This window comes from Streptomyces sp. NPDC031445 (assembly GCF_055581365.1).
Genome location: NZ_JBVIJO010000013.1, coordinates 21,749 through 46,873 on the forward strand (window position 1 = coordinate 21,749; position 25,125 = coordinate 46,873).

19 protein-coding genes are annotated in these 25,125 nt (G+C 72.0%); 6 read left to right on the plus strand and 13 right to left on the minus strand.

The annotated features are described in order from the left end of the window. Positions 1-102: 102 nt before the first annotated feature. From ACZ5DC_RS29600 to ACZ5DC_RS29610, 3 genes are all read right to left on the minus strand, one after another. Positions 103-1,353, minus strand: a complete 1,251-nt coding sequence (locus ACZ5DC_RS29600) for a S8 family serine peptidase (protein WP_468657722.1) — start codon at positions 1,351-1,353, stop codon at positions 103-105. A gap of 90 nt (positions 1,354-1,443) precedes the next feature. Further along, positions 1,444-3,201 carry a DUF5585 domain-containing protein gene (locus tag ACZ5DC_RS29605; RefSeq protein ID WP_468657724.1) on the minus strand — a complete coding sequence of 586 codons (1,758 nt, stop codon included), beginning with the start codon at positions 3,199-3,201 and terminating at the stop codon, positions 1,444-1,446. Positions 3,202-3,203: 2 nt separating this feature from the next. Next, complete coding sequence (locus tag ACZ5DC_RS29610) at positions 3,204-3,626, minus strand: hypothetical protein (RefSeq protein ID WP_468657726.1); 423 nt, start codon at positions 3,624-3,626, stop codon at positions 3,204-3,206. Between the two features lie 772 nt (positions 3,627-4,398). Between ACZ5DC_RS29610 and ACZ5DC_RS29615 the strand changes: the two genes are divergently transcribed. Then, entirely contained in the window at positions 4,399-5,103 is a 705-nt protein-coding gene (locus ACZ5DC_RS29615) for a hypothetical protein (protein ID WP_468657728.1), read from the plus strand. Between the two features lie 16 nt (positions 5,104-5,119). Here ACZ5DC_RS29615 and ACZ5DC_RS29620 read toward each other — a convergent pair whose 3' ends face one another. Genes ACZ5DC_RS29620 through ACZ5DC_RS29630 form a run of 3 tightly spaced genes read right to left on the minus strand, consistent with a single transcriptional unit; the run spans position 5,120 to position 7,234 of the window. Next, positions 5,120-5,626 carry a hypothetical protein gene (locus ACZ5DC_RS29620; RefSeq protein WP_468657730.1) on the minus strand — a complete coding sequence of 169 codons (507 nt, stop codon included), beginning with the start codon at positions 5,624-5,626 and terminating at the stop codon, positions 5,120-5,122. Positions 5,627-5,662: 36 nt separating this feature from the next. Beyond that, complete coding sequence (locus ACZ5DC_RS29625) at positions 5,663-6,904, minus strand: putative T7SS-secreted protein (RefSeq protein ID WP_468657732.1); 1,242 nt, start codon at positions 6,902-6,904, stop codon at positions 5,663-5,665. 18 nt (positions 6,905-6,922) lie between these two features. Next, on the minus strand, positions 6,923-7,234 hold the full coding sequence (locus tag ACZ5DC_RS29630) for a hypothetical protein (protein ID WP_468657734.1): 312 nt from the start codon (positions 7,232-7,234) through the stop codon (positions 6,923-6,925). 113 nt (positions 7,235-7,347) lie between these two features. On the opposite strand from ACZ5DC_RS29630, the gene ACZ5DC_RS29635 reads away from it, so the two are divergent. Both ACZ5DC_RS29635 and ACZ5DC_RS29640 read left to right on the plus strand, forming a co-directional pair. After that, positions 7,348-7,968: a hypothetical protein gene (locus ACZ5DC_RS29635; RefSeq protein WP_468657736.1), complete on the plus strand. Its 621-nt coding sequence runs from the start codon at positions 7,348-7,350 to the stop codon at positions 7,966-7,968. Positions 7,969-8,086: 118 nt separating this feature from the next. Beyond that, positions 8,087-8,440, plus strand: a complete 354-nt coding sequence (locus tag ACZ5DC_RS29640) for a DUF4333 domain-containing protein (protein ID WP_468657737.1) — start codon at positions 8,087-8,089, stop codon at positions 8,438-8,440. Positions 8,441-8,547: 107 nt separating this feature from the next. Here the strand turns inward: ACZ5DC_RS29640 and mycP are convergent, their stop codons facing one another. Both mycP and eccB read right to left on the minus strand, forming a co-directional pair. Beyond that, a complete protein-coding gene (mycP, locus tag ACZ5DC_RS29645; RefSeq protein WP_468657739.1) occupies positions 8,548-9,813 on the minus strand; it encodes a type VII secretion-associated serine protease mycosin in 1,266 nt (421 codons plus the stop codon). Between the two features lie 24 nt (positions 9,814-9,837). Beyond that, on the minus strand, positions 9,838-11,361 hold the full coding sequence (gene eccB, locus ACZ5DC_RS29650) for a type VII secretion protein EccB (RefSeq protein WP_468657741.1): 1,524 nt from the start codon (positions 11,359-11,361) through the stop codon (positions 9,838-9,840). Positions 11,362-11,568: 207 nt separating this feature from the next. Here eccB and eccE point away from each other — a divergent pair, with 207 nt between their 5' ends. From eccE to ACZ5DC_RS29665, 3 genes are all read left to right on the plus strand, one after another. After that, a complete protein-coding gene (gene eccE / locus ACZ5DC_RS29655; RefSeq protein ID WP_468657743.1) occupies positions 11,569-12,930 on the plus strand; it encodes a type VII secretion protein EccE in 1,362 nt (453 codons plus the stop codon). Then, positions 12,930-13,679, plus strand: a complete 750-nt coding sequence (locus ACZ5DC_RS29660) for a hypothetical protein (protein ID WP_468657745.1) — start codon at positions 12,930-12,932, stop codon at positions 13,677-13,679. Before eccE ends, ACZ5DC_RS29660 begins: the two co-directional genes overlap by 1 nt. Before the next feature lie 323 nt (positions 13,680-14,002). After that, positions 14,003-17,668, plus strand: a complete 3,666-nt coding sequence (locus ACZ5DC_RS29665) for an SCO5717 family growth-regulating ATPase (protein ID WP_468658144.1) — start codon at positions 14,003-14,005, stop codon at positions 17,666-17,668. Positions 17,669-17,756: 88 nt separating this feature from the next. Here the strand turns inward: ACZ5DC_RS29665 and ACZ5DC_RS29670 are convergent, their stop codons facing one another. The 5 genes from ACZ5DC_RS29670 to ACZ5DC_RS29690 all read right to left on the minus strand — a co-directional run bounded on the left by ACZ5DC_RS29670 (position 17,757) and on the right by ACZ5DC_RS29690 (position 24,931). Continuing rightward, positions 17,757-18,704: a bifunctional riboflavin kinase/FAD synthetase gene (locus tag ACZ5DC_RS29670; RefSeq protein WP_468657747.1), complete on the minus strand. Its 948-nt coding sequence runs from the start codon at positions 18,702-18,704 to the stop codon at positions 17,757-17,759. Positions 18,705-18,834: 130 nt separating this feature from the next. Then, on the minus strand, positions 18,835-22,953 hold the full coding sequence (locus ACZ5DC_RS29675; RefSeq protein WP_468657749.1) for a trypsin-like peptidase domain-containing protein: 4,119 nt from the start codon (positions 22,951-22,953) through the stop codon (positions 18,835-18,837). Between the two features lie 283 nt (positions 22,954-23,236). After that, a complete protein-coding gene (gene truB / locus ACZ5DC_RS29680) occupies positions 23,237-24,142 on the minus strand; it encodes a tRNA pseudouridine(55) synthase TruB (protein WP_468657751.1) in 906 nt (301 codons plus the stop codon). Continuing rightward, the gene (gene rbfA / locus ACZ5DC_RS29685) at positions 24,139-24,597 is read right to left on the minus strand and encodes a 30S ribosome-binding factor RbfA (RefSeq protein ID WP_468657753.1); all 459 of its coding nucleotides are present in this window, start codon (positions 24,595-24,597) and stop codon (positions 24,139-24,141) included. The genes truB and rbfA overlap by 4 nt, the downstream gene beginning before the upstream one ends. A gap of 40 nt (positions 24,598-24,637) precedes the next feature. Then, positions 24,638-24,931, minus strand: coding sequence for a DUF503 domain-containing protein (locus tag ACZ5DC_RS29690; protein WP_366751173.1), 294 nt, complete (start codon positions 24,929-24,931; stop codon positions 24,638-24,640). Positions 24,932-25,125 lie beyond the last annotated feature (194 nt).

The following is a 25,125-nucleotide window of genomic DNA, read 5'->3' on the forward strand; positions in this document are numbered from 1 at the left end:
TGGTCCAACTGTCTCGGCCCACTACCGCACAGTGCGGTACGGCGGCGGGCGCGTACTGCACGCCCTATCCGAAGAGCACAGGGCTACAGACGGCTGACGTCGTCACTTGGCACGTCGCGCCCGCGCGACGGCCAGCCCGCCACCGCCGATCACGACGAGGGCGGCCACGGCGGCGAGCACGGCCCAGAGGGTGGTGTTGTCGTTCAACGACCGCGTGCTCGATCCTGCCGCCGAAGTACCGCCGGTAGAACCCTTGTCAGGGGCTTGTGACGGGGTTGATGCGGAGGAGGAAGCCGCGGACGGGGACGAGGAGGGAGACGTGGAGGACGCCGCGGACTTGGCCAGCAGGTCGCCGCCGTTCTCCTTGGCAAGCGGATCAACGTTCGCAGGACCGGGGTCGTAATGGGGGTTTGCCAGAACCACGCGCGGGCGAACGGCACCATAGCCAAGGTACTTGCTTGGTTTGTTCTTCGGCCAGCTACGGCCGGCGGTGTCGATCAGGGCACGGGTGACCTGGTTCACCGTCCAGTCGGGGTGAGCGGACCAGATCAGAGCGGCAGCCCCCGAGGCGATTGCGGCTGCCGGACTCGTTCCGTTCGCGTCATCGCAGTAGGAGCGGAAGGATATGTCGCACCAACCGGGGAAGCCCTGGCCCGGTGCCGCGAAGTCCACGTAGCCGCCGGACGAGGCGAACTTCGAAACAGTGCCGGTCTTGTCGGCCGCCGTCACACCCACTACGTAGGGGAAGGCGGCTGGGTAGCCGATGTTGTCCCCCGACGTCAGGCCCTCATTGCCGACCGCGGCGATCAGTAGCTTTCCCTTCGAGGCCGCGTACTTGATGGCCTCTTCCACTTCGGGTATCGGCGCGGACTCGCCGAAAGACATGCTGATGATCTTCGCGTCGGTGTCGGCCGCAGCCCTGATCGCGTCCTCGGGCTCGGGAGTCCTCTTCTTCTCCTCCGCCCCGCCCTTCAGATCGTCGAGCTCGATCCGGTACGGAACGATTTTCGCACCCGGCGCCAGCCCCTTAAGACTGCCATCGGCTCCCGTACCCGCGATCAACTCCGCCATGGTCGTTCCATGACCCTCGTAATCGACCGTCGCACGGTACGCCACCGACTTCGGGGTCTCGTCAACCAGAACCTGACCCTTGAGTGACGGAGTATCCGCGTTCACCCCACTGTCAATAAGGGCGACCTTCACCCCCTTCCCCGTGCTGACCTTCCACATCTGCTCGGCCTGCATCGGACCCAGGTACCACTGCTTCGCCTGGACGTCATCCGCAACAGCACCCGGCGCAAACACCACGGTCACAGCCACCAGGGCACCGACGGCCGCGCCTACAGCACTCACTCGTCTGCCACCGCGCGCCCCGTGGAGCGTATTCCGCTCGGCTCGTCGGCTCATCCCTGACTTCATCGTCTTCCGTGTCCTCGCTCGCGGTCAGTTCGCCACCGGCGGCACATCACGCCGGGGCTTGTCGGGCAGCTGTGTCTCTTCGTCCGCGTCCTCGGCCTTCCGTTTACGGTCGGCGCCGCGTACGAGACCGGCACCACCACGCGTCATACCGTTCCGCTCGGCACCCGCAGCTGAGTTCCGCCCAGCAGGCCTGCCCGTGACAGCTTCGGACACACCGGCGCTGGTACGAGCCCTGGAAGGGTTCGCTGGCTTCGCGCCGGGCCGCGCCGAAGACTCGGGCGCTCCGAAGACTCCACGCTGACCGAGCCGACCGGCCGTGGACTGCGAATTGGCCTGTCCCTCAGCCCCGATGACCGTGCCACGGGGAATCCTCGCGCCGCCCTTCACCGGACTGCCTGCGGCCGTCGGGCGCCCACCGACGACTCCGTTAGAACGACCGGCGCCGGTGGCCGGCGTGGCGTTCCCCTGGGGTGCCGCCGTGCCACCGGGCCGCGGCGTACCACCTGAGACCGCACGGCCCATCGAGGAAGCAGTACCCCCCCTGCCCGCGGGCTGTCCCGTCGACGCGGCACGCCCTATCTCGTTCATGGGCCCTCGTGCCGCGGTACGCCCGGGACCCTGGGGATTGGTAAGTCCCTCCGCACCCGCACGCCCCTGAACGAAGGGAGGCGTTCGGTACCCAGCCGAACCACTCATGCTTCGGCCTGACGTCGGATTGGGCAGTGGAAGCCGGTATCCAGCGCCACCCATCGGGTCGGGCTGACCGCCGCCCAGTGGGGGCGTTCCGGTGACCGGCGGGGTGGGACCGGTCGTGTGCGTGGTCGTGGGCGGAGGCAGCGTACCGGTGCTGTCGATGTTCGTACCGACCGGCACCTCTGGCACCGGGATTGTGTGGGTGTTGTGTGTCGTCGAAACCTGGGGCGGGGTGGCGTCACCGGTGACGTGGTGGGCGACGTTGTCCGCTCCCGCCATAGTTGCGTGATGGCTGACGACAAATGCCGAGCCGGTACCTGTGTGCAAGCCCGTGCCGGCCGTTGGACGGTCAGCCCCGTACGAGCTGACGGGCTGCGGCCGGGGCACTCCGACCTTGGGCATCGACGTGAAGTTCGGCGTCTTGTCCTTGGCGGGCAGCGCCGCCAGCACCTCTTCCGAGACCGCGTAGTACGACGCCAACCGGTTCATCTGGTTGATCGCCTCTTGGCGGTGCTTCTCCACCTGAACGGCGTGGTCGTACTCCGTCTTGTTCGCGGCCTTCTCCGCCTCGGTGAACTTCTCGGGCCGCTTCGGGTTCGCTCTGGTGTCGCGCGCCGGCATGGCACCCCGGACAGACGCGAGGCCCACGGCGGCAGCCGTGATCTGGTCGCCTGCTGCTCCGGCGAACTCACTGAGATGATGGGTGTTCGTGACCAGGTTGTTTCCCCAATCACGGAAGTCCTGACCTGACACTCCGACCCAATGCACCTTGTCGATGTAGGCCTTGAGGTCGTCAGCAGCCTTCTTGATGGCGTCGCGCGCATCCCACAGGGCCTTGCCGGATGACTCGAGGTCCTCCGGGTCGGTCTCCTTGACCAGATCGATCATCTTGTTGAGATCAAGGTCGCGCTTGTCGAAGTCGGTCCGAGCGGCAACCGCCCGCCCGAAGGGCGTCGTTTCCACTACCGAGCGCATCATGCCGTTGAGGAATCCGCCGAGCGGACCGTCCTCGATACCCCGGACGATGTCCGTCGCGGAGTTCTGCTGAGACACTCGATGCAGGTCGTCTCTGTGCTTCTTGTCCGTCATCGTCACCACTCCGCGCCGGTCTTCGAGTCGTTGGCGTCCTGATGGCCGTCCTTCTTGCGCTGGAGCTTCCCGATCTCCGTCTGGATTGCCCAGAACCGCTGACGCTGCTCCTCTTCGAGGTTGTCGAAGCCTTTGCGCGCACCAGTGACCGCGATACCGATCGCCTCGATCTGCAAGTGCAGGATCTTGGACAGGTTTGTCAGTTCCTGATGAACTCTTGTGTACTGCTTGTACAGACCGTGCGCCTCAGGGAACTCGCTCTCCCCGCCCGACGTCAGCGACGTGGCCCTGATCGTCTGGGCGCCAACCTTCGCCGGGTTGCCCGCAGATCCTTCGAGAGCGCTCAGCACCTCGTCCACTTGGCCCACGAACTTGCCCAGCGCCTCGCCACTGGCCTCCAGGTTCGCCGCCCTGGTCGCCGACACGCCCCCCACCATGTCTGACGGAAGCACGACGCTCCTCCCCGTTTCCCCGTACATCCATCGGCCACTCCGGAGCGAGGGCCGACCAACCGCTCGCCGTACGATCGCAAAGCGAGCCGCGTCTCACAACGCCTTTACCACTCTAGTCAACCCGTCCAACCGGTCCAACCAAGCAGGCGTGTTGACTCGGCTTCGCCGCCGAGGCAGGTGCCACACTTCGCCGGAAGTGCCGGTTTCTAGCGAGCGAACACGCACGGTGCGACGGAGTCACGCCTCACCACTCCATCGGTGAACCATGAGCTCACCTGAAAGGCATCAACGCATCGCCCTCATGCGATCTGCAACAAATCTCCACTCCTCATGGAATCTGTTCTCCGACGATTCCAGGCGAAGGTCTCGCCGGAGCCGCGTTCGGACGATGGCCAGGACTCGACCGTCCCTCATGGCAACGGCGGTCAGTGCGCCAAGCGTCACGCAGGAAGGGCTTCCGGCTCTTAGGCGGGGCTGATACGGAGAGGAAGGGGAGGGACCACGCAACGACACGCACGAGCAGACCGAACGGCGGAGCGGAAGCCTTTGTGGGTCAGGTCCCCGGGGCTACGACCTCGGTGACGCCATGGATCACTGAGGTCGCAGGCGCCTCCGGCTTTGCAAGCGCACTCGAGCGCCGAACGCGGGGCTCCATCTTCATCGGACCTCCACAGCCCGCGGCCACCGGAACGGTTGGGGCACGGCGCCGGCTCGCAGTACAGGCCATCAGACATAATCGCGTCCCATGACCGTACTGATGCCCGTGCTCATGATCCTGGTCGTGGGAGGGATCTTCGCCCTCGTCATCACCATGATGGTGCGCGCCCAGCGGAACCGGGCGCACGGCGTGCAGGCGAGAGCCGCGGCGATCCAACTCGCCCAGGAGCGCGGCTATGGCTACCAGCAAGCCGCCTACGGGGTGATCGACGGACTCTGTGGCACGGCGCCGTTGCCCGTCAGAGGTCACAACCTGCGGGCGGAGCACTACATCACCGGGGAGTTCCGGGGCCGCGGCTTTCGCTGCTTCGAGTATGTGACCGGCACCCTCAACGTCCACGACGGCCCGGGGCGGAGCCAGCCCGTCTTCTGGACGGTGTTCGCGGTAGCCGCGCCGGGCCCCGGGCCCGAGATGGTGGTGCGGCGGCCGCAGACGCTCGACGGGGTGACACAGCGGGGCCATGTGGTGCAGCTCGGCGTGCCGGAGTTCGACGAGGCGTTCCGGGTGATCACAGATGACGAGTCGTTCGCCCGTAACGCCCTGACGGGCGGCGTGGTGCCCTTCCTCACCGCGCAGCCACAGGCCGTGCAGGACTCCCCGATCCGGCTGCACAACGACGAACTGCTCACCTGGCGCCGCGGCCGACTGAGCCCGCAGGACTTCGACGAGCGGCTCGACTACCTGTGCGACGTGCTGGACCGCATCCCACCGCAGGTCTGGTCGGCGGTCTGAGCCCCCCGCCCCGGGGTCAGGCGGCTTGGTCCGCCCGTACCGAGCGGACGAACCGCTTGAAGTCGTCCAGCACCGCCGCCAGCTGTTCCGGCTTCGCCGTGAGCACCAGCTCGATCACGGCCCGCTGTGACGGACGGTCCACGTCCTCCAGGCCGAGGTAGACCTGGCTCTGCACCAGTTCGAGCGGTTCTCCGTGCAGGGTGGTCGACAGGCGCAGGTTCTGGACGATGCCTGGTGAGTCGGTCAGCCCCGGGATGTCGGGAGTCCCGACCTCTTCCTGCTTGGTGACTTCCACGGCGCCGGCCTGCCCGAGCCGCCGTACGGACTCATCGGCGATCTGCCGCATGGTAGCGCTGTCGTTGCGCATCCCGCCGGCGATGGTGATGTTCGCCGTGAACCCGTCGATGGAGGCGGGGTGCAGCGCGACGAAGGCCGCATCGGGCGCCCCCACCTCGTCGGGCGTTGCCGACCGCCAGCCGTCCGGCAACGAGAACGAGATCTTGACCGGCAGTGTGCCCGTCATCGTGAACCCACTTCCTTGCTGAGCTTCATCGCCGGCCTAGAACCACTTGCCCAGTGTGTGGTCGTACGCCGAGCCTGCGGCATCGCCGATCGCGTCCGCCGCGTCACCGACCGTGTCGACGACCTCACCCGGATCGACGGTGACCTGGAAGCCCACCTTCCCACCGAGTCCGAGTCCGACACCGACCTCACCGCCGACGTGGTACTTGCCGTCGTCCCCCTTGCCGACGTCGGCGCTGGCGGAGGCCCCCGCGCCGGCCCATGCCTCGCCGGTCACACCGGCACCGACACCGCCCACATCAGCGGCGGCCGACCCTTCGGCCTTCGCGCCGGCGAAAGCCTCCGCGCCCCCGTGCAGGCCGTCCTTGCCGACGGTGGCCTTCGCTTCGGCGTTGGCCCCCACCAGGGCGCTGCCCTGGGCCTGGAGACCGAGAATCCCGTACTCGGCCCTGCCGCCGACCTCGGCCTTGGCGAGATACAGGCTGGCCGTCCCCTTCACCTCCAGGTTCCCGTCGGTGACGCCTGCGACCGCGGAGGCGTCATAGCCGAGCAGTGAGACACCCGCGTTGCCGGACAGCTTGACGCCGCCCACCGTGGTCTCGCCCTTGGCGTCCGCCGACCAGACATTGGCGCCACCGCTGAACTCGGCGATCTTCACCGACCAGCTGACCTTCTTGGGCGCGTCAGGATCCTCCGACGTGGCGTTGGGGTCCTGGTAGCCCCATTGCCGCTTCCGCTTGTCGGCAGGGTTGTTGCCGTACTGCCACAGCTCGTCTTCCTTGACGGTGGTCTGGCCGAGCCCGAGCTCCTTGGCGAGCTGTCGCGCCTGGGTCAGCCAGCTCGGGCTGTCCTTGGCGCCGCCGGACAGCTTCTCCAGCTTGGACGACAGCGTTCCGGCCTCATGCTCCAGCTGGGTGCGCGCGGTGCTGAGGACCTGCTGTGCTCCCGCGTGATCGCCCTTGTCCCACTTCTCTATCGCGTCGGCCGCCTGCCCCTGTGCCCAGTGGAGCACGCTGGTGTACGACTTGATGGCACCGGCCGCACCTGCCATGTGGTCGGAGGCGACGTACCACTTGCCCTTCTCGCCGTCCAGGCTCCTCCAGAACGCGTCGCTGGCCTCTCCGTGCCAGCCGGGGACCTTCACGTCCCGCAGATTGGACCCGACCTTGTCGAACTTGTCGGACCAGTGCTGCAGGGTGTCTGCGAGCTCGGTCAACGCGTGTACGTCACCGGGAATGAGCTCCTTGGGGTCCTTCGTCGACCCGAGTGCGGCTGCCACTGCTTCCCCGCTCTTGCCTTACTTGCCCTGGTTCGTCTTGACGGAGTTGGCCGCGTCCCGGACCTGACCGTCCGTGTCCGTCAAGGTGCCCGACGCCGAGACCAGCCCGGCCGCACGCCGGGCCGTGCTGCCACTGAGGAGCTGCGCGCCCGCCTGCCAGGTCGCACAGAACGCCACGAACGACGAGGACACCGACGAATGTCCGAAGGACGAACCCCGCCCTGCCGACTCCTCCAAGTCGAAACCCTCGGTCGGGCGCAGGGCCTCGGTGACGTCTTTGGCGCCCTTTTTGAGAATCTGTGAATCCGCACCCAGATCAGGGTCACCCATTGCCGTCCTCTCCTTCTTCAACTCCTGCCGAAACGCTGCCTATTGGCGTACGCAGTGATCGGCGCGCGAAGTGTAGCATCGGCACTCACGAGCATCAGAAGGCGAACTCAGCGATGAACTTCGAGGACCTGCCGCATCCGGCGAAACGACGCGACGTGGTCATCGTCAACGACCGGGAGATACCCCGTCGTTACTTTCTTCTGGCCGCCGCAGGTGTCTTCGTCCTCTTCGGCGGCGCTTTCGGTGGGATCGTCTGGGCGAGCTGGTCCGACGCCCAGGAGGACCCCCTCGGTGATGACGAGGCGTCCGCCCTCGTCTCCCTTGCGCAGCGGCGGGGGTGGACGTACCGGGCGCAGGTCGCGGGAGGCGCCGATCGCTACGAGGGTGCGGCTCCCTTTCCTGACGTGTCGTCGGGATTGAGCGCCTGGAACTGCGTCGACGGCCGGCATCGAGGCCGCACCATCCGCTGCTTCGAGTACCGCGATGTGCGGACCGTCCAGTCGGCGGGCCCCGGGCACTCCCTCACGAAGACGTCGTACTACGGCGTCTTCTCCGCCACCGCCCCGGACACCGTCCCGCGTACCGCGCTCCGCGCAGCGGACGCCGAAAGGCCGCTGCGATTCGACAGGGGTGAACTCGTCACGTGGACCAAGGGTCGGCTCCGGGAAGAAGACGTCCTGCCGAGGCTCAATTACCTGTGCGATGTTCTCGACCGCGCGTTTGATTCCCGGTGATGCTTTTCGGCAGGCCAAGTGAAGGGCCGCGCAAGGGGAGTGGAGGATCCATGAAGCTTTCCGGGTGCCAGTATGATTCCGCCGTTCTCTCGTCCTGACACCCGGAATGGAGCCCCCTATGGTGATAGCCCGCGCGTCCGCGGCAGCATGGAGTCTTTCGGCTGTGGCCGCCGGTGTGCTGCTCGTCGGCTGTTCGGGATCGGTCACCGTGGAGAAGTCCGAGCCTAAGATCTCCGCCGGCAAGCTGGCCGACACGGTGGCCGGGAAGCTCGCGGCCCAGACGGGTCGGCCGAAGCCGGACATCACCTGTCCCGAGGACCTCACGGGCAAGGTCGGCGCCACCACCCGCTGCACGCTCACCGCCGACGACGGCAGCACGCTGGGCGTGACCGTGACCGTCTCCTCCGTGAAGGGGAGCCAGATCGGCTTCGACATCAAGGCCGACGACAAGGCCTCCCCGCCAACGAGCTGACGCGGGCGCTTCAGAGCGAACACCGTGGTACGACGTGCGGCGGCGGTGCCTCCCGAGGCACCGCCGCCGCACCACGTCTCCGTCTCCAACGGCGCCGAGAGCCGCTGTCAGGAGGTGCGCGGGCGGCCACCGCGTCTGCGGCGCGCGTCCCGGACCGCCACCGCCGTACCCGCCAGGCCTGCCACCAGCACCAAACCTCCCACGACCGTGTACGTCGCCAAACGGCTGTCGCGTTCCTCCGCCGTCTCACCGAAGTGCAGGGGCGTCACCGACGGGGCCTCTCCCCTGGCCATGCCGTTCTCGGGTTTCGGCGACTCGACGGGGTGCGCCGGGTCCACCTCCGCGAGTGCCTTCACTGGGTCCACCACGCCCCAGCCCACCAGCCGGTCGCGCCCGGGGATCGAGCGTTCCGCGGTCTGTTCGATCTGGGCGACGACCTGCTGGGCCGTCCAGTCGGGGTACTTGGACTTCAACAGGGCGGCCACGCCCGCGACATAGGGCGCCGAGAAGCTCGTACCGTTGTCCGAGCAGTGGCCGTTGCCCGGGACCGTGGAGATCATGTCGACGCCCGGCGCCGCGACACCCACGAAGTCCCCCGACTGTGAGAAGGCGGCGCGTTCGTTGTTGCGGTCGGAGGCCGCCACTGCCAGCACTCCTTCGTATGACGCCGGGTACGTGACCTTGACGTTGCCGCCCAGGCCGTCGTTGCCGGCGGAGGCCACCACGACGACCTTGCGGTTCAGGGCGTAGTCGACGGCGTCCTTCAGCTTCGAGGTCTTCGGGTTGAGCGCCTCGGCCGTGTCCTGGGAGATGTTGATGACGTCGGCGCCCGCCTGGACCGCGTACGTGATCGCCTGGGCCAGTGAGTCGGCCGTGCCGTCCCCCTCGGCGTCGTTCTGCTTGATCGGGATGATCGTGGCGTCCGGCGCCAGGCCCACGAAGCCCGTGCCTTTCGCAGGGCGGGCCGCGATGATGCCTGCCACGCGCGTGCCGTGGCCGACCGTGTCGGTGGTGCCCGACTTGTTGCCGCGGTCTATCTTCTCGCCCTCGCGGTTCTTGTCGGGTAGCAGGTTCCTGCCCCTGGACGCGTCAACGGCCTTGGTGAGCTGCGGGTTCTTCACGTCCACACCCGTGTCGATCACGGCCACCTGTACGCCCTTGCCCGTGGACCGCGCCCACAGCTCGTCCAGGTTGACGCGTTGGAGCGCCCACGGTCGGCCCGCGTACGGCTTCGAGGGGAACGTGCACTGGCCGTCGTCCGCGCGAGCCGGGGAAGCGGGCAGGGCGAGCACCGTGGTGGACGCGGTGAGGGCCACCGTCGCGGCCACGACCGCCGCCCGGCTCGCAGCTGCCGACACCCTTGCCTTCAGCATGAGTCCGTCCTCCTCCGCGCGCCGCTACGAACCCTGCGGCTGACGCGCCGCCGCCTCCGACAGGCGCGGGCCCGTCGGCAGGAACGTCGACCACGTGAGCGGGATGGGCGTGGGCGTCAGTTTCTCGTAACCGAGGCGGGTCTGGGCGATCCTCGCCTCGGCCAGTTCCTCCTTGCGCTTTTTGGCGGAGGTGCCGATGCCCTTGTCGTCGGTGGCGCTGTCGCTGTTGGACTGCAGGGCGTAGCGCAGGCCCGTGTCGGTGACCAGGAAGACGCCGCCGGCCGCGGTCTCCGTGCCCTGGAACTGACGGTAGAGCTGACCGGAACCAGCGGTGACGTAGGCACTGGAGGAACCCGTGGGCAGTTGCGCCGGGAAGTCCTTGCCGACCCAGGTGGACAGGGTCGTCACTCCCTTGGCGCCGACCGAACGCAGCACGTTGCAGACCGTGTTGCGGCCGCTGGTGGCGCTGGAGCCGTCGTTCACCGTCCTGGGCTTGTACGTCGGCCAGTCCTTGTCCGCGTCGAAGGCCGTGCTGTCGGCGACCGCGCCGGGGCTCACCTGCTGCGCCTCACCGGCCTGGCCGACGCCGACGAGCTGACCGCTGTTGAGCAGGAGCGTGGCGGTGAACTCGGAGATACGGGCCACCTCGCCCCGCAGGACGACGTAGTACCGCAACACCTGTCCGTCGTAGGCCTTGATGACCTCGCCTACCTTGTCGTACTGCGCGGGCATGATGCCGGCGTCGGCCTTCGCGCCGGGTGTGCCCTTGATCGGCGGGATGCTGATCGGGGTGCCCTTGCGGAGGGTGTCGAGCCATTCCTGGGAGACGCGCTGCGGGGCACGGCCCCGGGTGTCGAGGGCTTTGAGGAGTTCCTTGTCGCCCGGGTCGGCGAGCTTGTACGCCGTGCCCCGCGCGTCGACGACGTACTGGGTCTTGCCGTCCGGACCGACGACGTACATCAGGTCACCGCGGGTGAGCCTGTCGGGTCCCTCCGTCTTGGACCACTCCTTCTTCGCGAGGACGAACGCCGCCTTCTGGATGGCCCGGCCGCCGTCGGCGGGGCGCTCGCAGACCGCCCAGCGCTTGGCGGCCCCGGCCTCGTCCGGGGAGGGCATGCGGTCGGGGGCGTACGGGATGCCGATGGTGGCGCCGTGCGGAGGCTTGCCGCTGTCCAGGATCTTCTCGTCGACGGTGATGACGCTGGCCTTGCCGGGGTCCAGGAGCAACTTGGCCGAGGCCATGTTGAGGACGGGGTGGAGCTGCTTCTGCTTGCCCGTCTTCAAGACGACGTATCGGGTGGTCGACTTGCTGGCGACGATGACGTGTTCCTCGGGGGTGTCCCAGCCCTTGGGAGCCGTCGGGCTGAACATGCCGATCGCGCCGAACACCGCGAGGATCACGACACCGACGACGACGCCGGGGACCAGCGCGCCCAGCGGCTTGGGAGCACTCTCCTCAGAGCCGGAGGGGGAAGGCTGCAGGAAGGACGCGAGCGTGCGGCGCTTCGCGAAGGTGTAGGCGTTGAGTTCGTCCCGCCGTGATGCCATCTGTGTCCGCTCTCTCCCCGTTGCGGAGCCGTGGGGGACCTGTGAAGATCCGTCCCCCGTCCTCGGTTTGCCTCTGGTGACTCGACTGTCAGACCCGGCCCCTACTATGCCTGTTACGGAGACGTGCTGGTGGCACGGGTAGGGTGCTCAGGGCTTGAAGGGACCGGAGCGCACGGTCTTTCGGGAGAGTTCGGGGGTTTTGAAGTGATGGCTTCCGCAACGCGGATCCGGTCGCGATCGCAATCGAGGGCACGATCGGGCGGCGCACGCCGGTCGGGTGCCCTCGGCTCTTCCTCCGAGCGGGGTGGCGCCTCGCAGGCACCCACGTCCTACCGGGGCGCCTTCGCGCCTCGTCTGGCATCCCGATCGGGCCGTGGCGGTTCGTTCGCGGTGCAGCGGCTGGTGCTGCTGGAGATCACGGGCGCGCTCGCGCTGTGCGGCTGGCTGATCGGGACAATCGCGCTGATCGCCGTCGCCCCCGTCTGCGTGGTGCTCGTGGGCCTCGCCGTCGTGCGACGCCGGGGACGTTCCCTGCCGGAATGGCTCGGCACCCTGCTGGCGATGCGCGCCCGCATACGGCGGGCCTCGAGCATTCCGGTGGCTCCGGGGACCGACTCCGGTCTCGCGCCCGCCGTGGAGTGCGACCCGACCCTGCGCACATACAGCTTCAACCGCGGTGACGACCGCGATCAGCGGCCGATCGGCATGGTGGGCGACGGCGGCTTCCTGACCGCGGTGCTCCAGGTGGAGTCGGACGTCGACGCGCTCCGCGCGGAGCACGGAAGGCGACCGCTGCCGATGGCCCTGGTCCGGGACGTCCTCGGAGTCGACGGCATCCAGTTGGAGTCGGCGCAGATCGTGGTGCACACCCAGCCCGCGCCCGCGCTGCACCTGCCCCAGCAGTCCGTCGTCGTCAGCAACTACGCGCCGTTGCAAGCCCAGACCGGCTCCCCCGCGGTCCGCATCACGTGGATCGCGCTGAAGCTCGACCCCGAGCTGTGCCCGGAGGCGGTGGCCGCGCGCGGCGGCGGGCTGCTGGGGGCCCAGAAGTGCCTGGCACGCTCGGCCGAACACCTGTCGAGCCGGCTGACCGGCGCCGGGTTCCGGGCGAACGTGCTCACCGAGGAGGAGCTGACGGCCGCCATCGCCACTTCGGCGTGTGCCAACCCGATGGTGACCGCCCAGGCCGGGCGGGGCGAGGCGCCACAGCGGCGGACCGAGGAGTCCAGCCGAAGCTGGCGCTGCGACAACCGCCGGCACACCACCTACTGGGTGCGGCGCTGGCCCCAGCTCGGCGGCTCCGAGGGCTCGCTGGCCCAGCTGGTGGCACAGCTGACCGCGGTGCCGGCGCTCGCGACGACCTTCAGCCTGACGCTGGCCAAGGGCGCGCAGCAGGACGTGTCCGTCACCGGCCACGTGCGGATCACCGGCCGCAGCAAGCAGGAACTGACCGACGCGCGACGCGATCTGGAACGTGCGGCGCAGCAGGCACGCACCGGGCTGGCGCGCCTGGACCGTGAACAACTCCCCGGCGTTCTGGCCACGCTGCCGCTCGGAGGTGCCCGCTGATGACCACGACGACCCCATCCGCCCCGTCCGGTCCGGGCCTCGGTGAGCGGCTGCGCACCGGCTTCGGGCTGCTCGGTCCCCGTCACCCGCGGCACACCCTGCCCGTGGAGCAGGCGGACGCGCTGACGCTGCCCATCGGTGACGACGGTGTGGTGGTCGGCGTCAACAACGAGGGGCGGCCCGCCATCCTCGGGGTGAACCGCCCCACGCCGTACGACATCGTGCTCATCGGCGGCCTGTGGACCGCGCAGGTCATGGCTCTGCGCTCCGCCGCCACCGGTGCCCGGGTCGCGGTGGAGACCGGGCGGCCGCAGGCATGGATGCAGATGGTGCATGCCATGGGCGGTGGGCAGAACGGGTTGTCCGTGTACGACGTCGGGCGGGTGCCGCCGCAGGGGGCCTCCGCCGGTACGCCGGTGCTGGTGGTGCGGGACTGCGGTATGCGGCCCCCGCGCGGCCGGGTGGTGTCCGGGCCCTGGCAGTCGGTGCTGACCCTGCTGCCGTACCTCAGCCCCGTCGCGCCCCGGCTGCTGCGGCAGGCGCGGCTCGCCGGTATCCAGCGGGTCTCGCCCGACGAGGCGGCCGAACTGGGGCGCACGATGGGGTTGTCGCGGACCGAGGTGGAGTCGCTGCCGGGGCTGCCCGACGGCGTCACCCTGTGGTGTACCGACCGCGACCGGCAATACGTGCTGACGCAACCCACCGATGCCGAGATCGGATTGTTGGGCACGCCTCGCCGGATGGACTGAACTGCCCTTTTCCCTCCCTTTTGTTCAGGGTGACGTAGGCGATCGCGCGGCGCGGGCGGGTGTCTGCGCGCGTGCCGTGACCTGGTGCGCGGGCGCGGAGGGGCGGGCGGCCCTGCCGAGGGGTGGCTCCTGGTGATTAGGCTGGGAGCGGGCGCGATGGCAGGACCCGTGAACCGGCGTCGGTGTCCCCGGGGGGAGAGCCGGTGCTTCGGACCGCCCCGAACGACTACGGACGACTCGGTACGACACGACATGGTCGCCCCGGCACGGCATGAGGGTGCTCGACCACACCAGGAGGAACTGTGAGCAGCGATCGGGACGGGATGCGCGGGGGCTGGGACACACCCGGCGATGACCAGCCCGACGCGGAGGCCGTCGAGACCACCGGCGAGTTCACCATCGACTACGCTCCCCCCGCCTGGTACACGCAGAACGCGTCCGGAGCGGGCGGTACGGGTACCGGTGGCGCGGGCGGTGCGGGCGGTTTCGCCGCATCCACCGGGTCCGCGGCCGCCGGTGAGCCGGTCGCTCCGGCGGCTCCTGGGCTGCCGTTCCCCACGGGCACGCCGGTTCCGGGTCCGACACCGCCTCCGCCGGCCGCCCCGCCGGTGGGTACTCCGCCGCAGGGGACGCCGTTCATTCCGGGGCAGGGGGCTCCCTACGGTCCGGCGCAGGACGCCTCGTCCACTCCGCCGCAGGGCGCTGCCCACGCTCACCCGGCCGGGCCCGCGCAGCCCGCGCCGCCGACCGGTGATCCCGTCCCGATGCCGCGGCTGCCCGAGGGCTTCGAGCCGCAGCCGGCCCAGCCCGCCCAGCCGGAGGCGTCGGCCGCTTCCGGCGCGGTCGAGCCGGAGACCGACAACGGGGATCTGGAGAGCGGGGCGACCATGCGGTTCTCCGCCGTCGCCCTGAAGCGGCAGATGGCGGAGATCGCCGAGCGGGCCGGCACCGGGGGTGAGGGTTCCTCCGGTAACGAGGGCGCCAACGGTGCGGGGCGTTCAGGTGGTTCGGAGGGTTCCGGTAGGTCGGACGACACCGCTGGTGTCGAAGGGGCCGCTGGTGCCGACGGTTCCAGCGGCTCAGACGGTTCTGTCGGTGCTTCCGGTGCCGCCGGTGGCGACCGGGCCGTCGATGCCGAGGGCGACGTCGGCCGTGCCGGGACGTCCGGTGGCCAGGACGGTGCCGAGGAGTCCGGTGGCGAGGTTGCCGCGCGGGACGGTTCGGTGGCGGAGGCCGCCGTTTCCGGGGGTTCCGCGTCCGACGCGACCGCCGCCGATGAGAAGGCCGCAGCGGAAGAGAGCATGGCCGAGCAGGCCGCCGCCGAGCTGACCGCCAGTGAGAAGGACGGCTCCGACGAGGAGCGCGCCGAGCAGGGTGGTGCCGACGAGGGCGCGGCCGACGCCGTGCGCCCTGCCCCGGCCTCCGTAGGCTCCTCCGACTCGGCGCGGTCCGACGTGCCGGAGCCCTCGACCGCCGGGGCAGCGGACCTGGCGGCCCCGGCCGGTGCGCCTCAGGCGGACGCGGCGGAAGACGGCGCCCCGTCGGGTGGTGAGGCTGCGGACCACGGTGCCTCCGACAGCCCGGACCAGCAGGCCGGCGCCGCCCAGCCCGGTACCCCCGGACCCGGCGCTCCGCAGGCCGACGCGCCCCAGCCTGTCCCCGGCGCGCCCGGCGGATACGGCTTCCCCCAGCGGGACGCCGCCCTTCCCGGCGCCCAGCCCGCCCCCGGCGCCCAGCCCCTCGCGGCTCAGCCCGCCCCCGGCGCCCCCTACGGCGCCCTGCCCCCCGCTCCCCCGGCCCCGCCGGGCGCCCAGCCCGGCTGGACCGCGCCCGCGTCGCAGGGCGGGGTGCCCCCGCTGCCGCCGTCGTACCAGCCGGCCGCCCCTGCCGCCGCCGCCCAGTGGCCCGCGCAGCCCGGGCAGCAGCCGGGTGCCGCCCCGCAGCAGCCCGGTCCGATGCCCGGTCAGCAGCCGCAGTCGACCGGCCCGCAGGGCCCCGCCGGCGCACCCGGTCAGCAGCCGCCGTTCCACCCGCAGGCCCCGCAGCCCGCGCCCGCCGCGTGGAACCAGCCGCACCACACCGCGGACCAGGCCGACCCCGCCCAGCGACCGGGCCAGCAGGGCGCAGCCGGCGCGCCGGTCCCCAACGGCCCGACTCCCGGCCCCACACCCCCGAGCGGCTACGGCTTCCCCCAGCCCGGCGCCCCGGCTCCCGGCGTTCCCAGCCCGTCGGCCCAGCCCGGCGCCGGCCATCCGCCCGCCCAGACAGGCGGTTACGGCTTCCCGCAGCCCCCGGCACCCCAGCCGCACCCCAACGGTTCCACTCCGCCGAGTGGTTACGGCTTCCCGCAGCCGGGCGCGCCCAACCCCCCGGCGCAGACCGGCGGCTACGGTTTCCCGCCGCCAGGGAATCCCAACCCCCAGGCCCAGCCGGGCGGTTACGGCTTCCCGCAGCCGCCCCACAACCCGGACGGCACCCCCGGCGCCCCGCAGGTCCCGCACGCCCCGGTCGACCCCCGCTCCGGTGCCTCGTGGCCGCAGCCCGTTCAGCACGATCAGCGGCAGCCGACCAACCCCGGTGCCGCGCCGCTGGGTTACACGGCCGCCGTGGAGCTGTCCTCGGACCGGCTGCTCAACAACAAGAGGCAGAAGGCGAAGAGCGGGCGGCCCGCGGCGGCGGGCGGCCGGTTCAAGCTCGGGGGCAAGAAGGAGGAGGCCGAGCGGCAGCGCAAGCTGGAGCTGATCCGTACGCCGGTGCTGTCCTGCTACCGGATCGCGGTCATCAGCCTCAAGGGCGGCGTCGGGAAGACCACGACCACCACCGCGCTCGGCTCCACCCTCGCCACCGAGCGGCAGGACAAGATCCTCGCCATCGACGCCAACCCGGACGCCGGTACGCTCGGGCGGCGGGTGCGCCGGGAGACCGGGGCCACCATCCGTGACCTCGTCCAGGCCATCCCGTACCTGAACTCGTACATGGACATCCGGCGGTTCACCTCCCAGGCGCCCTCCGGTCTGGAGATCATCGCCAACGACGTGGACCCGGCCGTCTCGACCACGTTCAACGACGAGGACTACCGGCGCGCGATCGACGTGCTCGGCCGGCAGTACCCGGTCATCCTGACCGACTCGGGCACCGGGCTGCTGTACAGCGCCATGCGCGGGGTGCTCGACCTCGCCGACCAGCTCATCATCATCTCCACGCCGTCCGTGGACGGCGCCAGCAGCGCCAGTACGACGCTGGACTGGCTGTCCGCGCACGGCTACTCCGACCTGGTCTCCCGGTCCCTCACCGTGATCTCCGGGGTGCGCGAGACCGGCAAGATGATCAAGGTCGAGGACATCGTGGCGCACTTCGAGACCCGCACCCGCGGGGTCGTCGTCGTGCCGTTCGACGAGCACCTGGCGGCCGGCGCCGAGGTCGACCTGGACATGATGCGGCCGAAGACGCGCGAGGCGTACTTCAACCTCGCCGCGCTGGTCGCCGAGGACTTCACCCGCCACCAGCAGGCACACGGCCTGTGGACGAGCGACGGCAACCCGCCCCCGGTGGCCGCCCCGCCCATGCCGGGAGGGCCGATGCCGCCCGCACCCATGCCGGGAGCACCCATGCCGGGCCAGCCCGGGCCCGGACAGCCCGTGCCCGGACAGCCGCTGCCGGAACAGCTGTACGGCGCCGGGCAGCCGTACCCCCAGGCTCCCGGCCAGCCGTATCCCCCGGCCGCAGGCCAGCCGTACGCCCCGGCCCCCGGTCAGCCGTACGCCCCGCCCGCAGGCCAGCCGTACGCTCCGGCGCAGCAGCCGTACCCGCCTCAGCCGGGCCAGCCACAGCCCTATCCGGGGGCGCCGCAGCAGCCGGGCTACCCGCAGGCCGGACAGCCGCAGCCGCAGCCGCCGTCACAGCCGCAACCGCAGCCGGAACCGCAACCCCAGCCGGGGCAGCAGGCGCAGCAGCCTCCGCAGGCGCCCCCGGCCCCGCCCCAGCAGTAAGGGCCGCGAAAAGAGGGCGGCCGGTGCTCACCGCACCGGCCGCCCTTCTCGTGTGACGAGGCCCGCCGAGGGCCTCCCGCCGCAGCGGCTACTCCTGGGCCGCCACGATCTCCCGGCACCGCTTCACGTCCGCGGCCATCTGCTCCAGCAGGGCCTCCAGCGAGTCGAACTTCGCCTGCCCGCGCACGTAGGCGAGGAAGTCGACCGCGACGTGCAGGCCGTACAGATCGAGGCCGACGCGGTCGATCGCGTACGCCTCCACCGTGCGCTCGGTGCCGTCGAACTGCGGGTTCGTGCCGACGGAGATCGCGGCCGGCATGGCCTCGCCCTGCGCGTGCAGATACCCGGCGTACACGCCGTCGGCCGGGATGGCGGTGTGCGGGAGCGTCTCGACGTTGGCCGTCGGGAAGCCCAGTTCCCGGCCGCGCTGGGCGCCGCGGACGACGACGCCCTCCACGCGGTGCGGGCGGCCGAGGATCTCGCGGGCGCCCGCGACGTCGCCCTCGGCGACCAGGCGGCGGGTCAGCGTGGAGGAGAACGGCTCGCCGCCGCCCGCCTCACCGGTGACGTACAGGTCGACGACCTCGACGTCGAAGTCGTAGATCTTGCCCTGCTCGATGAGGAACTCGACGTTGCCGGCCGCCTTGTGGCCGAAGCGGAAGTTCGGGCCCTCCACGACCGCCTTGGCGTGCAGCTTGTCCACCAGGACCTTCACCACGAAGTCGGCGGGCGAGAGCTTGGAGAACTCGGTGGTGAAGGGCAGGACGAGGCACGCGTCGACGCCCAGCTCGGCCATCAGTTCCGCACGGCGGTGGTGCGGGGCGAGCAGCGGCGGGTGGCTGCCCGGGCGGACGACCTCGCTGGGGTGCGGGTCGAAGGTGACCATGACGGCCGGGACGCCGAGCTCGCGGGCCCGGTCGACGGCGTGCTTGATGATCAGCTGGTGGCCGCGGTGGACGCCGTCGTAGGAACCGATGGTGACGACGCTGCGCCCCCAGTCCTGGGGAATGTCCTCCAAGCCACGCCAGCGCTGCACTGTGACCGCTCCTCGAACCCGTGTCCGTGTCTACCTTGACCTCGTCGTGCAGGTCTAAGGGTGCCATGCCGGGTGCATCTCGCCAGCATCGGCATGGGGGCTGTGACGGGGCGCACGCTCCCGCCGCCGCTCAGGCCGGTACGCGGATGCCCGACAGGTTCTCGATCGTGCGGCGGGCGCTGGGGCCGACGACGGCCGCCCAGTCGTCCGGGGCCTCGGTCAGCCAGCGTGCCATGCGGGCGGCGAAGCCGGGCACCTGCCGGCCGATGTCGACCAGGGCGCGGTCGAAACGAGTGGCTCCCTCGGGTGTGCGGACGAGGAGCAGGCCGGTGCGGTGGACCAGGCCGCGGGCCTCCTCCGCCCGGCCGCCGTGTTCCGTGGCCGCGTACAGGACGGCGAGCAGGACGGACGGGTCCTCCTCCCGGGCGAGCAGAGCCTCCAGCAGCTCGCGGCGGAGCGGGTGGGAGGCCGGGGTGCCGGGGGCGGCGAGGACGGTGGCGAGGGCCGCCCGGAGCGGTTCGGGGCCGCCGTCCAGCAGGCCGGTGACGAGGGGCAGCAGGACCGGGCGGGCGGTGGGGCCCTGTTCCAGGCGGCGCTCGACCTGGACGGCGACCTGTCCGGCGACGGGTCCGGCGGCCTCCGGGCGCCGCAGCAGCGCCTCCCGGACGAGGACGGCGACCCGGCGGGCCAGGGCCGCGGTGGGGACCTGGGTGAGACCGCGCAGGACCGCTCCGGTGTCCGGACCACCGGCGCCCGGAGCGCACAGGCGGGCGCGGAAGGCCTCCAGGACCGGTTCCGGGTGCGTGGCGAGGGCCGGGACGAGGGCGCTGGGCGGGAACTGCGGATCGCCGTCGGTGAAGTGGCGCAGGGCCGCGGACAGGTGCCGGTCCCGGGTGCGCGGATCGCGGACCAGCAGGGCCAGCGCGGCGCCGTGCAGGCCGCGGTCGGCGGGGCGGGCGAGCAGGGTGAGGGCGGCGTAGCGCAGCAGCTCGCGGTCGGCGTCCGAGCGGGTGTGGGGGGCCGCGCGCAGGGCGAAGGCCACGGCCGCGACCCGGCGGGCGGGACGCTCGTCGTGCGCCCAGCGGTCCACCGCCCGGCACAGGGCCGACGGCTCCTCCTCGGCGAGGACGGCGAGCAGTTCGTCGGCACGCCGGTGCGCGCAGGCCACCAGCACCTCGGTGAGGTCGTCCAGGGCACCGTGCCGGTGGGTGTGCAGCAGTGCCTGCGCGGCGGTGGCCACGGTGGCGTGCGGGGTCGCGGGCAGCGGCCGCTCGTCCGTGAACCACTGGGTGAGCAGGGGCTGTACGACGGCGGGTGCGGCGGCGAGCAGTCCGGCGGCGGCGTCCAGGTACCGGTCGCCGGCGGCGGGCGGCGCCGGGTCCGCCAGGACGAGGCGGCGCAGCAGGTCCACGCGCTCGGCGCCGGGGAGGGGCAGGCCGGTCCAGAAGGCGGGGCGGAAGTCGGCCGGCACGGGCCGTCCGTCACCGTGCCAGGCGACGACACGGTCCGCGAGCAGACGCAGCACCTCGGTGTACGGCGTCGCGTCCGGGACCTGGAGCAGGGTCCGGGCGAGCAGCCGCGCGGCCCACCAGGAGCCGGTGTCACGGTCCAGCGCGTCCACCATCTCCCGCAGGCGGAGGGCGAGTTGTCCGGGACCCTGCTGGCGGGCGAGGAGCAGCAGCGCCTGGACGACGGGGCCGACGCGGTGGTGCGGCACCGGAACCGGGCGGGCCGCGCCCGGCTCGCCGGCGCGGTGCACCAGGGCCGGCAGTGCCGCGTCCAGGTCCAGGTGCGTGCCCTGGATCCAGTCGGCCAGCTCCTCGTGGGCGAAGCGGTAGCCGGTGCCGGCCGGCACGAGGAGGCCCTCGGCCAGCACGGCGGACGCCCAGCCGGTGCCGCCGCCGAGCCGGGCCGGGGCGGGACCCCGGGGGAACAGCGCCTCGAACGACTCCCGGTCCAGCTCCCCCTGACCCGGTCCGAGACTGCGCCGGGCGGCCTCGTGCACCTGCCCGGCCACCCGCGCCGCGAGCCGCCGCAGGGCCGTGCCACGCGGACCGCCGGCGGCGGCGAGGCGGACCGCGACGCGCAGGCACATCAGATCGAGGTAGGCGGCGAACACGTCGTGCCGGTCGACGGGCCCGGCGACCGGTGCGTCGGGTACGGCGGCCCGGACCTCGGACAACAGCCGCAGCACGAGCGGATGCCGCGCGTCCCGCTCACCGAGCACGCCCTCCGGGATCCCGTACCGCACCCGAGCCCACCGCGCCTCCCCGAACGAGAAGTCCCCGATCCGCAGACAGGGCGGAAGGGGATCGGTGGCTGGGGGGTGGGGGGCTTCGCCGGGGGGCGGCTCGGTGGGTACGGGGCGGGGCGGAGGCTCGGAGGTGCGGGCAGGGCGGTCCGGTGCGGGGCTGTCGGACGGGGAGCTGAGGTGGCCCGGTGGGAGGTCCGGGTCGGGGCTGCCCGCCGGGGAGGTGAGGCGGACCGGGGTGTGATGGGGCTCGGGACCGCCCTCCGAGGAGGCGAACCGGGGCAGGGGGACCCGCGGTTCGCCGCCGTCGGTGGAGGCGCCGCCGGCCGAGGCACCGGGCGAGGGCAGGCGACCGGCGAGACCGTACGGCGGCTCGGCCGGTCCGGCTGAACCCGGGGGCGCGGCCGGAGGACCGGCCGGTGCGCTGCGCGGCGGATCACCGCCACACGCCAGGACGACGGGCCCAGCCGGGCCGCGCCTCGCGCCGGCACCGTCCGCCTCGGCCACAGGGCCGGTCGACGCACACCCCGCACCGGCACCGTCCGCCTCGACCGCGGGCCCAGCCGACGCGCGCTCCGCTCCGGCACAGTCCGCGGCCGACGGCTCACCGTTCTCCGCCGCAACGCTGTGATCCCGCTCCCCCGGGTCGCCCGGCACGTGCAGGACGTCCGGTGGGAAGGCCCGGCCAGTGCGTTCCCAGTGTTCCTCCCGGCAGGCCACCACCAGGCGGGTTCCCGTCCCGGTCAGCCAGGTGGCCGTGGTCCGGGCCCAGGCGGACAGGCGGTCGGCGAGGGCGGGGGGCATCTCCTCGGGGCAGTCCAGGAGGAGCAGCAGCGGACGGCCGGCCCGGGCGGCCAGGCGGGCCACGCGTTCGGGCGTGACGTCGCCCAGGTCGTCGGGCCGCCCGGCACGGGCCCCGGCGACGACCCGGGCGGCTCGCGCCAGGGTGCGGCGGGCCACGTCGGCCACCGAGTCGTCCGTGGCCCTCAGGTCGGCACCGCGCAGCCAGAGCGTGGGGGCCGGCCGCTCACCCCGGGCACGGCGGGCGGTGAGCGCCGCGAGTTGTGTCGTACGCCCGCAGCCCGGCGCGCCGACGAGGCCGAGCACGGGCCGGTCGCCCGTGGTGAAGGCGGCCAGCTCGCGGGCGACGCCGGGGCGTTCGACCGGCTCGACGGCGCCCGGAGGGCCGTCGGGTCCGGCCGAGGCCGTGGTCAGCTGGAGGATGCCGGCGAGGTTGAGGTCGGCGCCGTACGCGGGCACGGTGGCCGCGTTGCGGGCGAGCAGGTCGGCGAGGGCGCCGTCGAGCGGCCGCAGCGGCACCGCGAAGCCCGCGTCGCGCTGGGCGCTGTGCAGGGCGGTGCCGAGGACGCCGACGACCGCGCCGGTGCGCGCGTCGAGCACCGGTCCGCCGGCCGCGCCGCCGCCCAGCCGCAGCGCGTCCCGGCCGGCCGTGCCGATGGCGAGTTCCAGCGCGTCGTCCAGGAGGTGGAAGCGGTCCGTGGCGGTGTACGTCACCTGCGTGGCGGCCAGCACCCGCGCCTCGCGCCAGCAGCCGGCGGCGACCTGCACGTAGGTGCCGGCGTCGATGCGCTCCCGCACGGTCAGCGGCAGCGGCTCCACGCCGAGGCCCTCGGTGCGCACCAGGGCGAGGCCGAGACCGGGCAGTGCGGTGACCGCGTCGGGGCCGACCACGCAGGTACGGTCCCCACCGGCGTGCAGCACCAGCCGGGGCAGGCCGTCGACAGCCTCGTGGCTGGTGAGCAGGGTGCCCTGGTGATCGGCGAGGAAGCCGAGTCCGCGCGGGCGCCCTGCCAGGTCCCGGATGCGGACGAGGGCGGCGGCCCGGTCACCCGGACCCGCACCCGGCGCGCCGCCCGCACAGCCCCCGTACGCGCCGTCCCCGCCCGCGCGGTCCCCCTCCGCGCGCTGCTCGGACGGCCGCTCCTCGCTCCCGTCCCCCCGGCGCCCGCTTCCGCTCCGCGGGCCCCGTTCCGTCATGCTCGTACCTCCCCGCCCGTCCCCGTGCCCTGGGTCCGACGGTAGGCGCGGGATGATCGGCCGGAAAGATCGCGCGGGGAACGCGCCCCCTTCCGCTCCCCCGGTTCACTCCGAGCGCCTGCCCGGACGGGTGAATAGGCGGATGTCGCTGGATATCCCTAGGGGTGGGGGAACCGAGGGGGGACCGTGGAGCGGCGGCAAGACCGACCCCGTGTGGCCGGCCGCCGCTCCACGGCGGACGGCCACTCCACGGCGGGCGACCCGGGGCCCGGACGCCGGCGCCTCAGCCGAACACGGCCAGGCTCTTCGCCTTCCCCCGGTCCTCCTCGACCAGCGCGAGGAAACGGCCGTCGGGGTCGAACACGGCGACGGCACCGGCTCCGGCGTACTCGTCGGGGATCTCCAGCCGGACGCCGTTGAGCAGCAGCCGGGACCGCTTGGCGTCGACCTCCCAGCGCGGGAACGCGGCGGTGGCGGCCTCGGCGATCGGCATCACGGTCAGCTCCTGCTGGAGCTGGTCCAGTGTCCTCGCCGCGTCCAGCCGGTACGGGCCGACGCGGGTGCGGCGCAGCGCGGTGAGGTGGCCGCCGACGCCGAGGTCGGCGCCCAGGTCGCGGGCGAGGGCGCGGATGTAGGTGCCGGAGGAGCAGACCACCGACACCACCAGGTCGAGCACGGGCGTGCCGTCCTCGGCGACCGCGTCCCGGACGTCGTACACCGCGAAGGAGGAGATGGTCACCGGCCGGGCGGGGATCTCGAAGTCCTCGCCCTCACGGGCCCGCTTGTACGACCGTACGCCGTCGATCTTGATGGCGCTGACCTTGGACGGCACCTGCATGATGTCGCCGGTCAGCTTGGCGATGCCCGCGTCGATGGCGTCCCGGGTCACCTTGGAGGCGTCGGTGGACGAGGTGATCTCGCCCTCGGCGTCGTCGGTGAGGGTGTTCTGGCCCAGGCGGACCGTGCCCAGGTACTCCTTCTCGGTGAGCGCGAGGTGCCCGAGGAGCTTGGTGGCGCGCTCGACGCCGAGGACCAGGACGCCGGTCGCCATCGGGTCGAGGGTGCCGGCGTGGCCGACGCGGCGGGTCCTGGCGATCCCGCGCATCTTGGCGACCACGTCGTGCGAAGTGAAGCCCGACGGCTTGTCGACGATGACGAGGCCGTCGGGCGTGGTGTGCTTCGAGGTCATTCGGTGGCGTCGCCGTCCGTGTCGGTGTCGTCGTCCGCCGGCTTGCGGTACGGGTCGGCGCCGCCGGCGTACGTGGCGCCCGTGGCCGCCTCGCGCACCTTCTCGTCGGACTGCCGGGCCTTGTCGAGGAGGTCCTCGATGGTCCGGGCGGTGTCCGGCAGGGCGTCCGCGACGAAGGCCAGGGTGGGTGTGAACTTCACCCCGGCCGCGCGGCCCACCTCGGAGCGCAGGATGCCCTTGGCGCTCTCCAGGCCGGCGGCCGCCGCCTCGCGCTCCTCCTCGTCGCCGTAGACCGTGTAGAAGACGGTCGCCTCCCGGAGGTCACCCGTGACCCGGGTGTCCGTGATGGTGACGTGTGAGCCGAGCCGCGGGTCCTTGATCCCGCGCTGCAGCTTCTGGGCCACCACCTCCCGGATGAGGTCCGCCAGCCTTTTAGCCCGCGCGTTGTCGGCCACTGGTCCGTCTCCCGTTCTTTCTCTTGCTTGCGTTTCGTGGTCAGTCGTCGTCGCCGTGGATGCGCCGTCGCACGGACAGCAGTTCCACCTCGGGGCGGCCGGCGACCAGCCGCTCGCACCGGTCCAGGACGTCGGTGAGGTGCGCCACGTCGCCGGAGACCGCGGCGAGGCCGATGACCGCCCGCCGGTGGAGGTTCATGTGGTCCACCTCGGCCGCGCTCACGGCGTACTTCCGCTGGAGTTCGGCGACGATCGGGCGGACGACGGAGCGCTTCTCCTTCAGCGAGTGGACGTCGCCGAGGAGGAGGTCGAAGGACAGAGTCCCCACGTACATGTGTGCAACCGGTTCACCCGCCGGTACGGGATCGATGGCCCCGGGTCCGTGTGGCCGGGGACATCAAGAACCGTACCGCGTACCCGCCGGTGGCTCGACAGGGTTTCGGTGCGGCCGGCCGGACGGGCGCCCGGCGCAAAACGGCGCGCTGGCCGACGGGACCGCAGTCCCGCCGGCCAGCGCGAACCCCGGGC

What these genes read in the sequence shown, in the direction of transcription:
- eccB (WP_468657741.1), bottom strand. Translation starts at nt 11,361, where the DNA reads ATGGCATCACGGCGGGACGAACTCAACGCCTACACCTTCGCGAAGCGC.
- ACZ5DC_RS29615 (WP_468657728.1), top strand. Translation starts at nt 4,399, where the DNA reads ATGACCGTACTGATGCCCGTGCTCATGATCCTGGTCGTGGGAGGGATC.
- truB (WP_468657751.1), bottom strand. Translation starts at nt 24,142, where the DNA reads ATGACCTCGAAGCACACCACGCCCGACGGCCTCGTCATCGTCGACAAG.
- ACZ5DC_RS29640 (WP_468657737.1), top strand. Translation starts at nt 8,087, where the DNA reads ATGGTGATAGCCCGCGCGTCCGCGGCAGCATGGAGTCTTTCGGCTGTG.
- mycP (WP_468657739.1), bottom strand. Translation starts at nt 9,813, where the DNA reads ATGCTGAAGGCAAGGGTGTCGGCAGCTGCGAGCCGGGCGGCGGTCGTG.
- ACZ5DC_RS29605 (WP_468657724.1), bottom strand. Translation starts at nt 3,201, where the DNA reads ATGACGGACAAGAAGCACAGAGACGACCTGCATCGAGTGTCTCAGCAG.
- ACZ5DC_RS29690 (WP_366751173.1), bottom strand. Translation starts at nt 24,931, where the DNA reads ATGTACGTGGGGACTCTGTCCTTCGACCTCCTCCTCGGCGACGTCCAC.
- ACZ5DC_RS29660 (WP_468657745.1), top strand. Translation starts at nt 12,930, where the DNA reads ATGACCACGACGACCCCATCCGCCCCGTCCGGTCCGGGCCTCGGTGAG.
- ACZ5DC_RS29620 (WP_468657730.1), bottom strand. Translation starts at nt 5,626, where the DNA reads ATGACGGGCACACTGCCGGTCAAGATCTCGTTCTCGTTGCCGGACGGC.
- ACZ5DC_RS29665 (WP_468658144.1), top strand. Translation starts at nt 14,003, where the DNA reads ATGCGCGGGGGCTGGGACACACCCGGCGATGACCAGCCCGACGCGGAG.
- eccE (WP_468657743.1), top strand. Translation starts at nt 11,569, where the DNA reads ATGGCTTCCGCAACGCGGATCCGGTCGCGATCGCAATCGAGGGCACGA.
- ACZ5DC_RS29635 (WP_468657736.1), top strand. Translation starts at nt 7,348, where the DNA reads ATGAACTTCGAGGACCTGCCGCATCCGGCGAAACGACGCGACGTGGTC.
- ACZ5DC_RS29675 (WP_468657749.1), bottom strand. Translation starts at nt 22,953, where the DNA reads ATGACGGAACGGGGCCCGCGGAGCGGAAGCGGGCGCCGGGGGGACGGG.
- ACZ5DC_RS29630 (WP_468657734.1), bottom strand. Translation starts at nt 7,234, where the DNA reads ATGGGTGACCCTGATCTGGGTGCGGATTCACAGATTCTCAAAAAGGGC.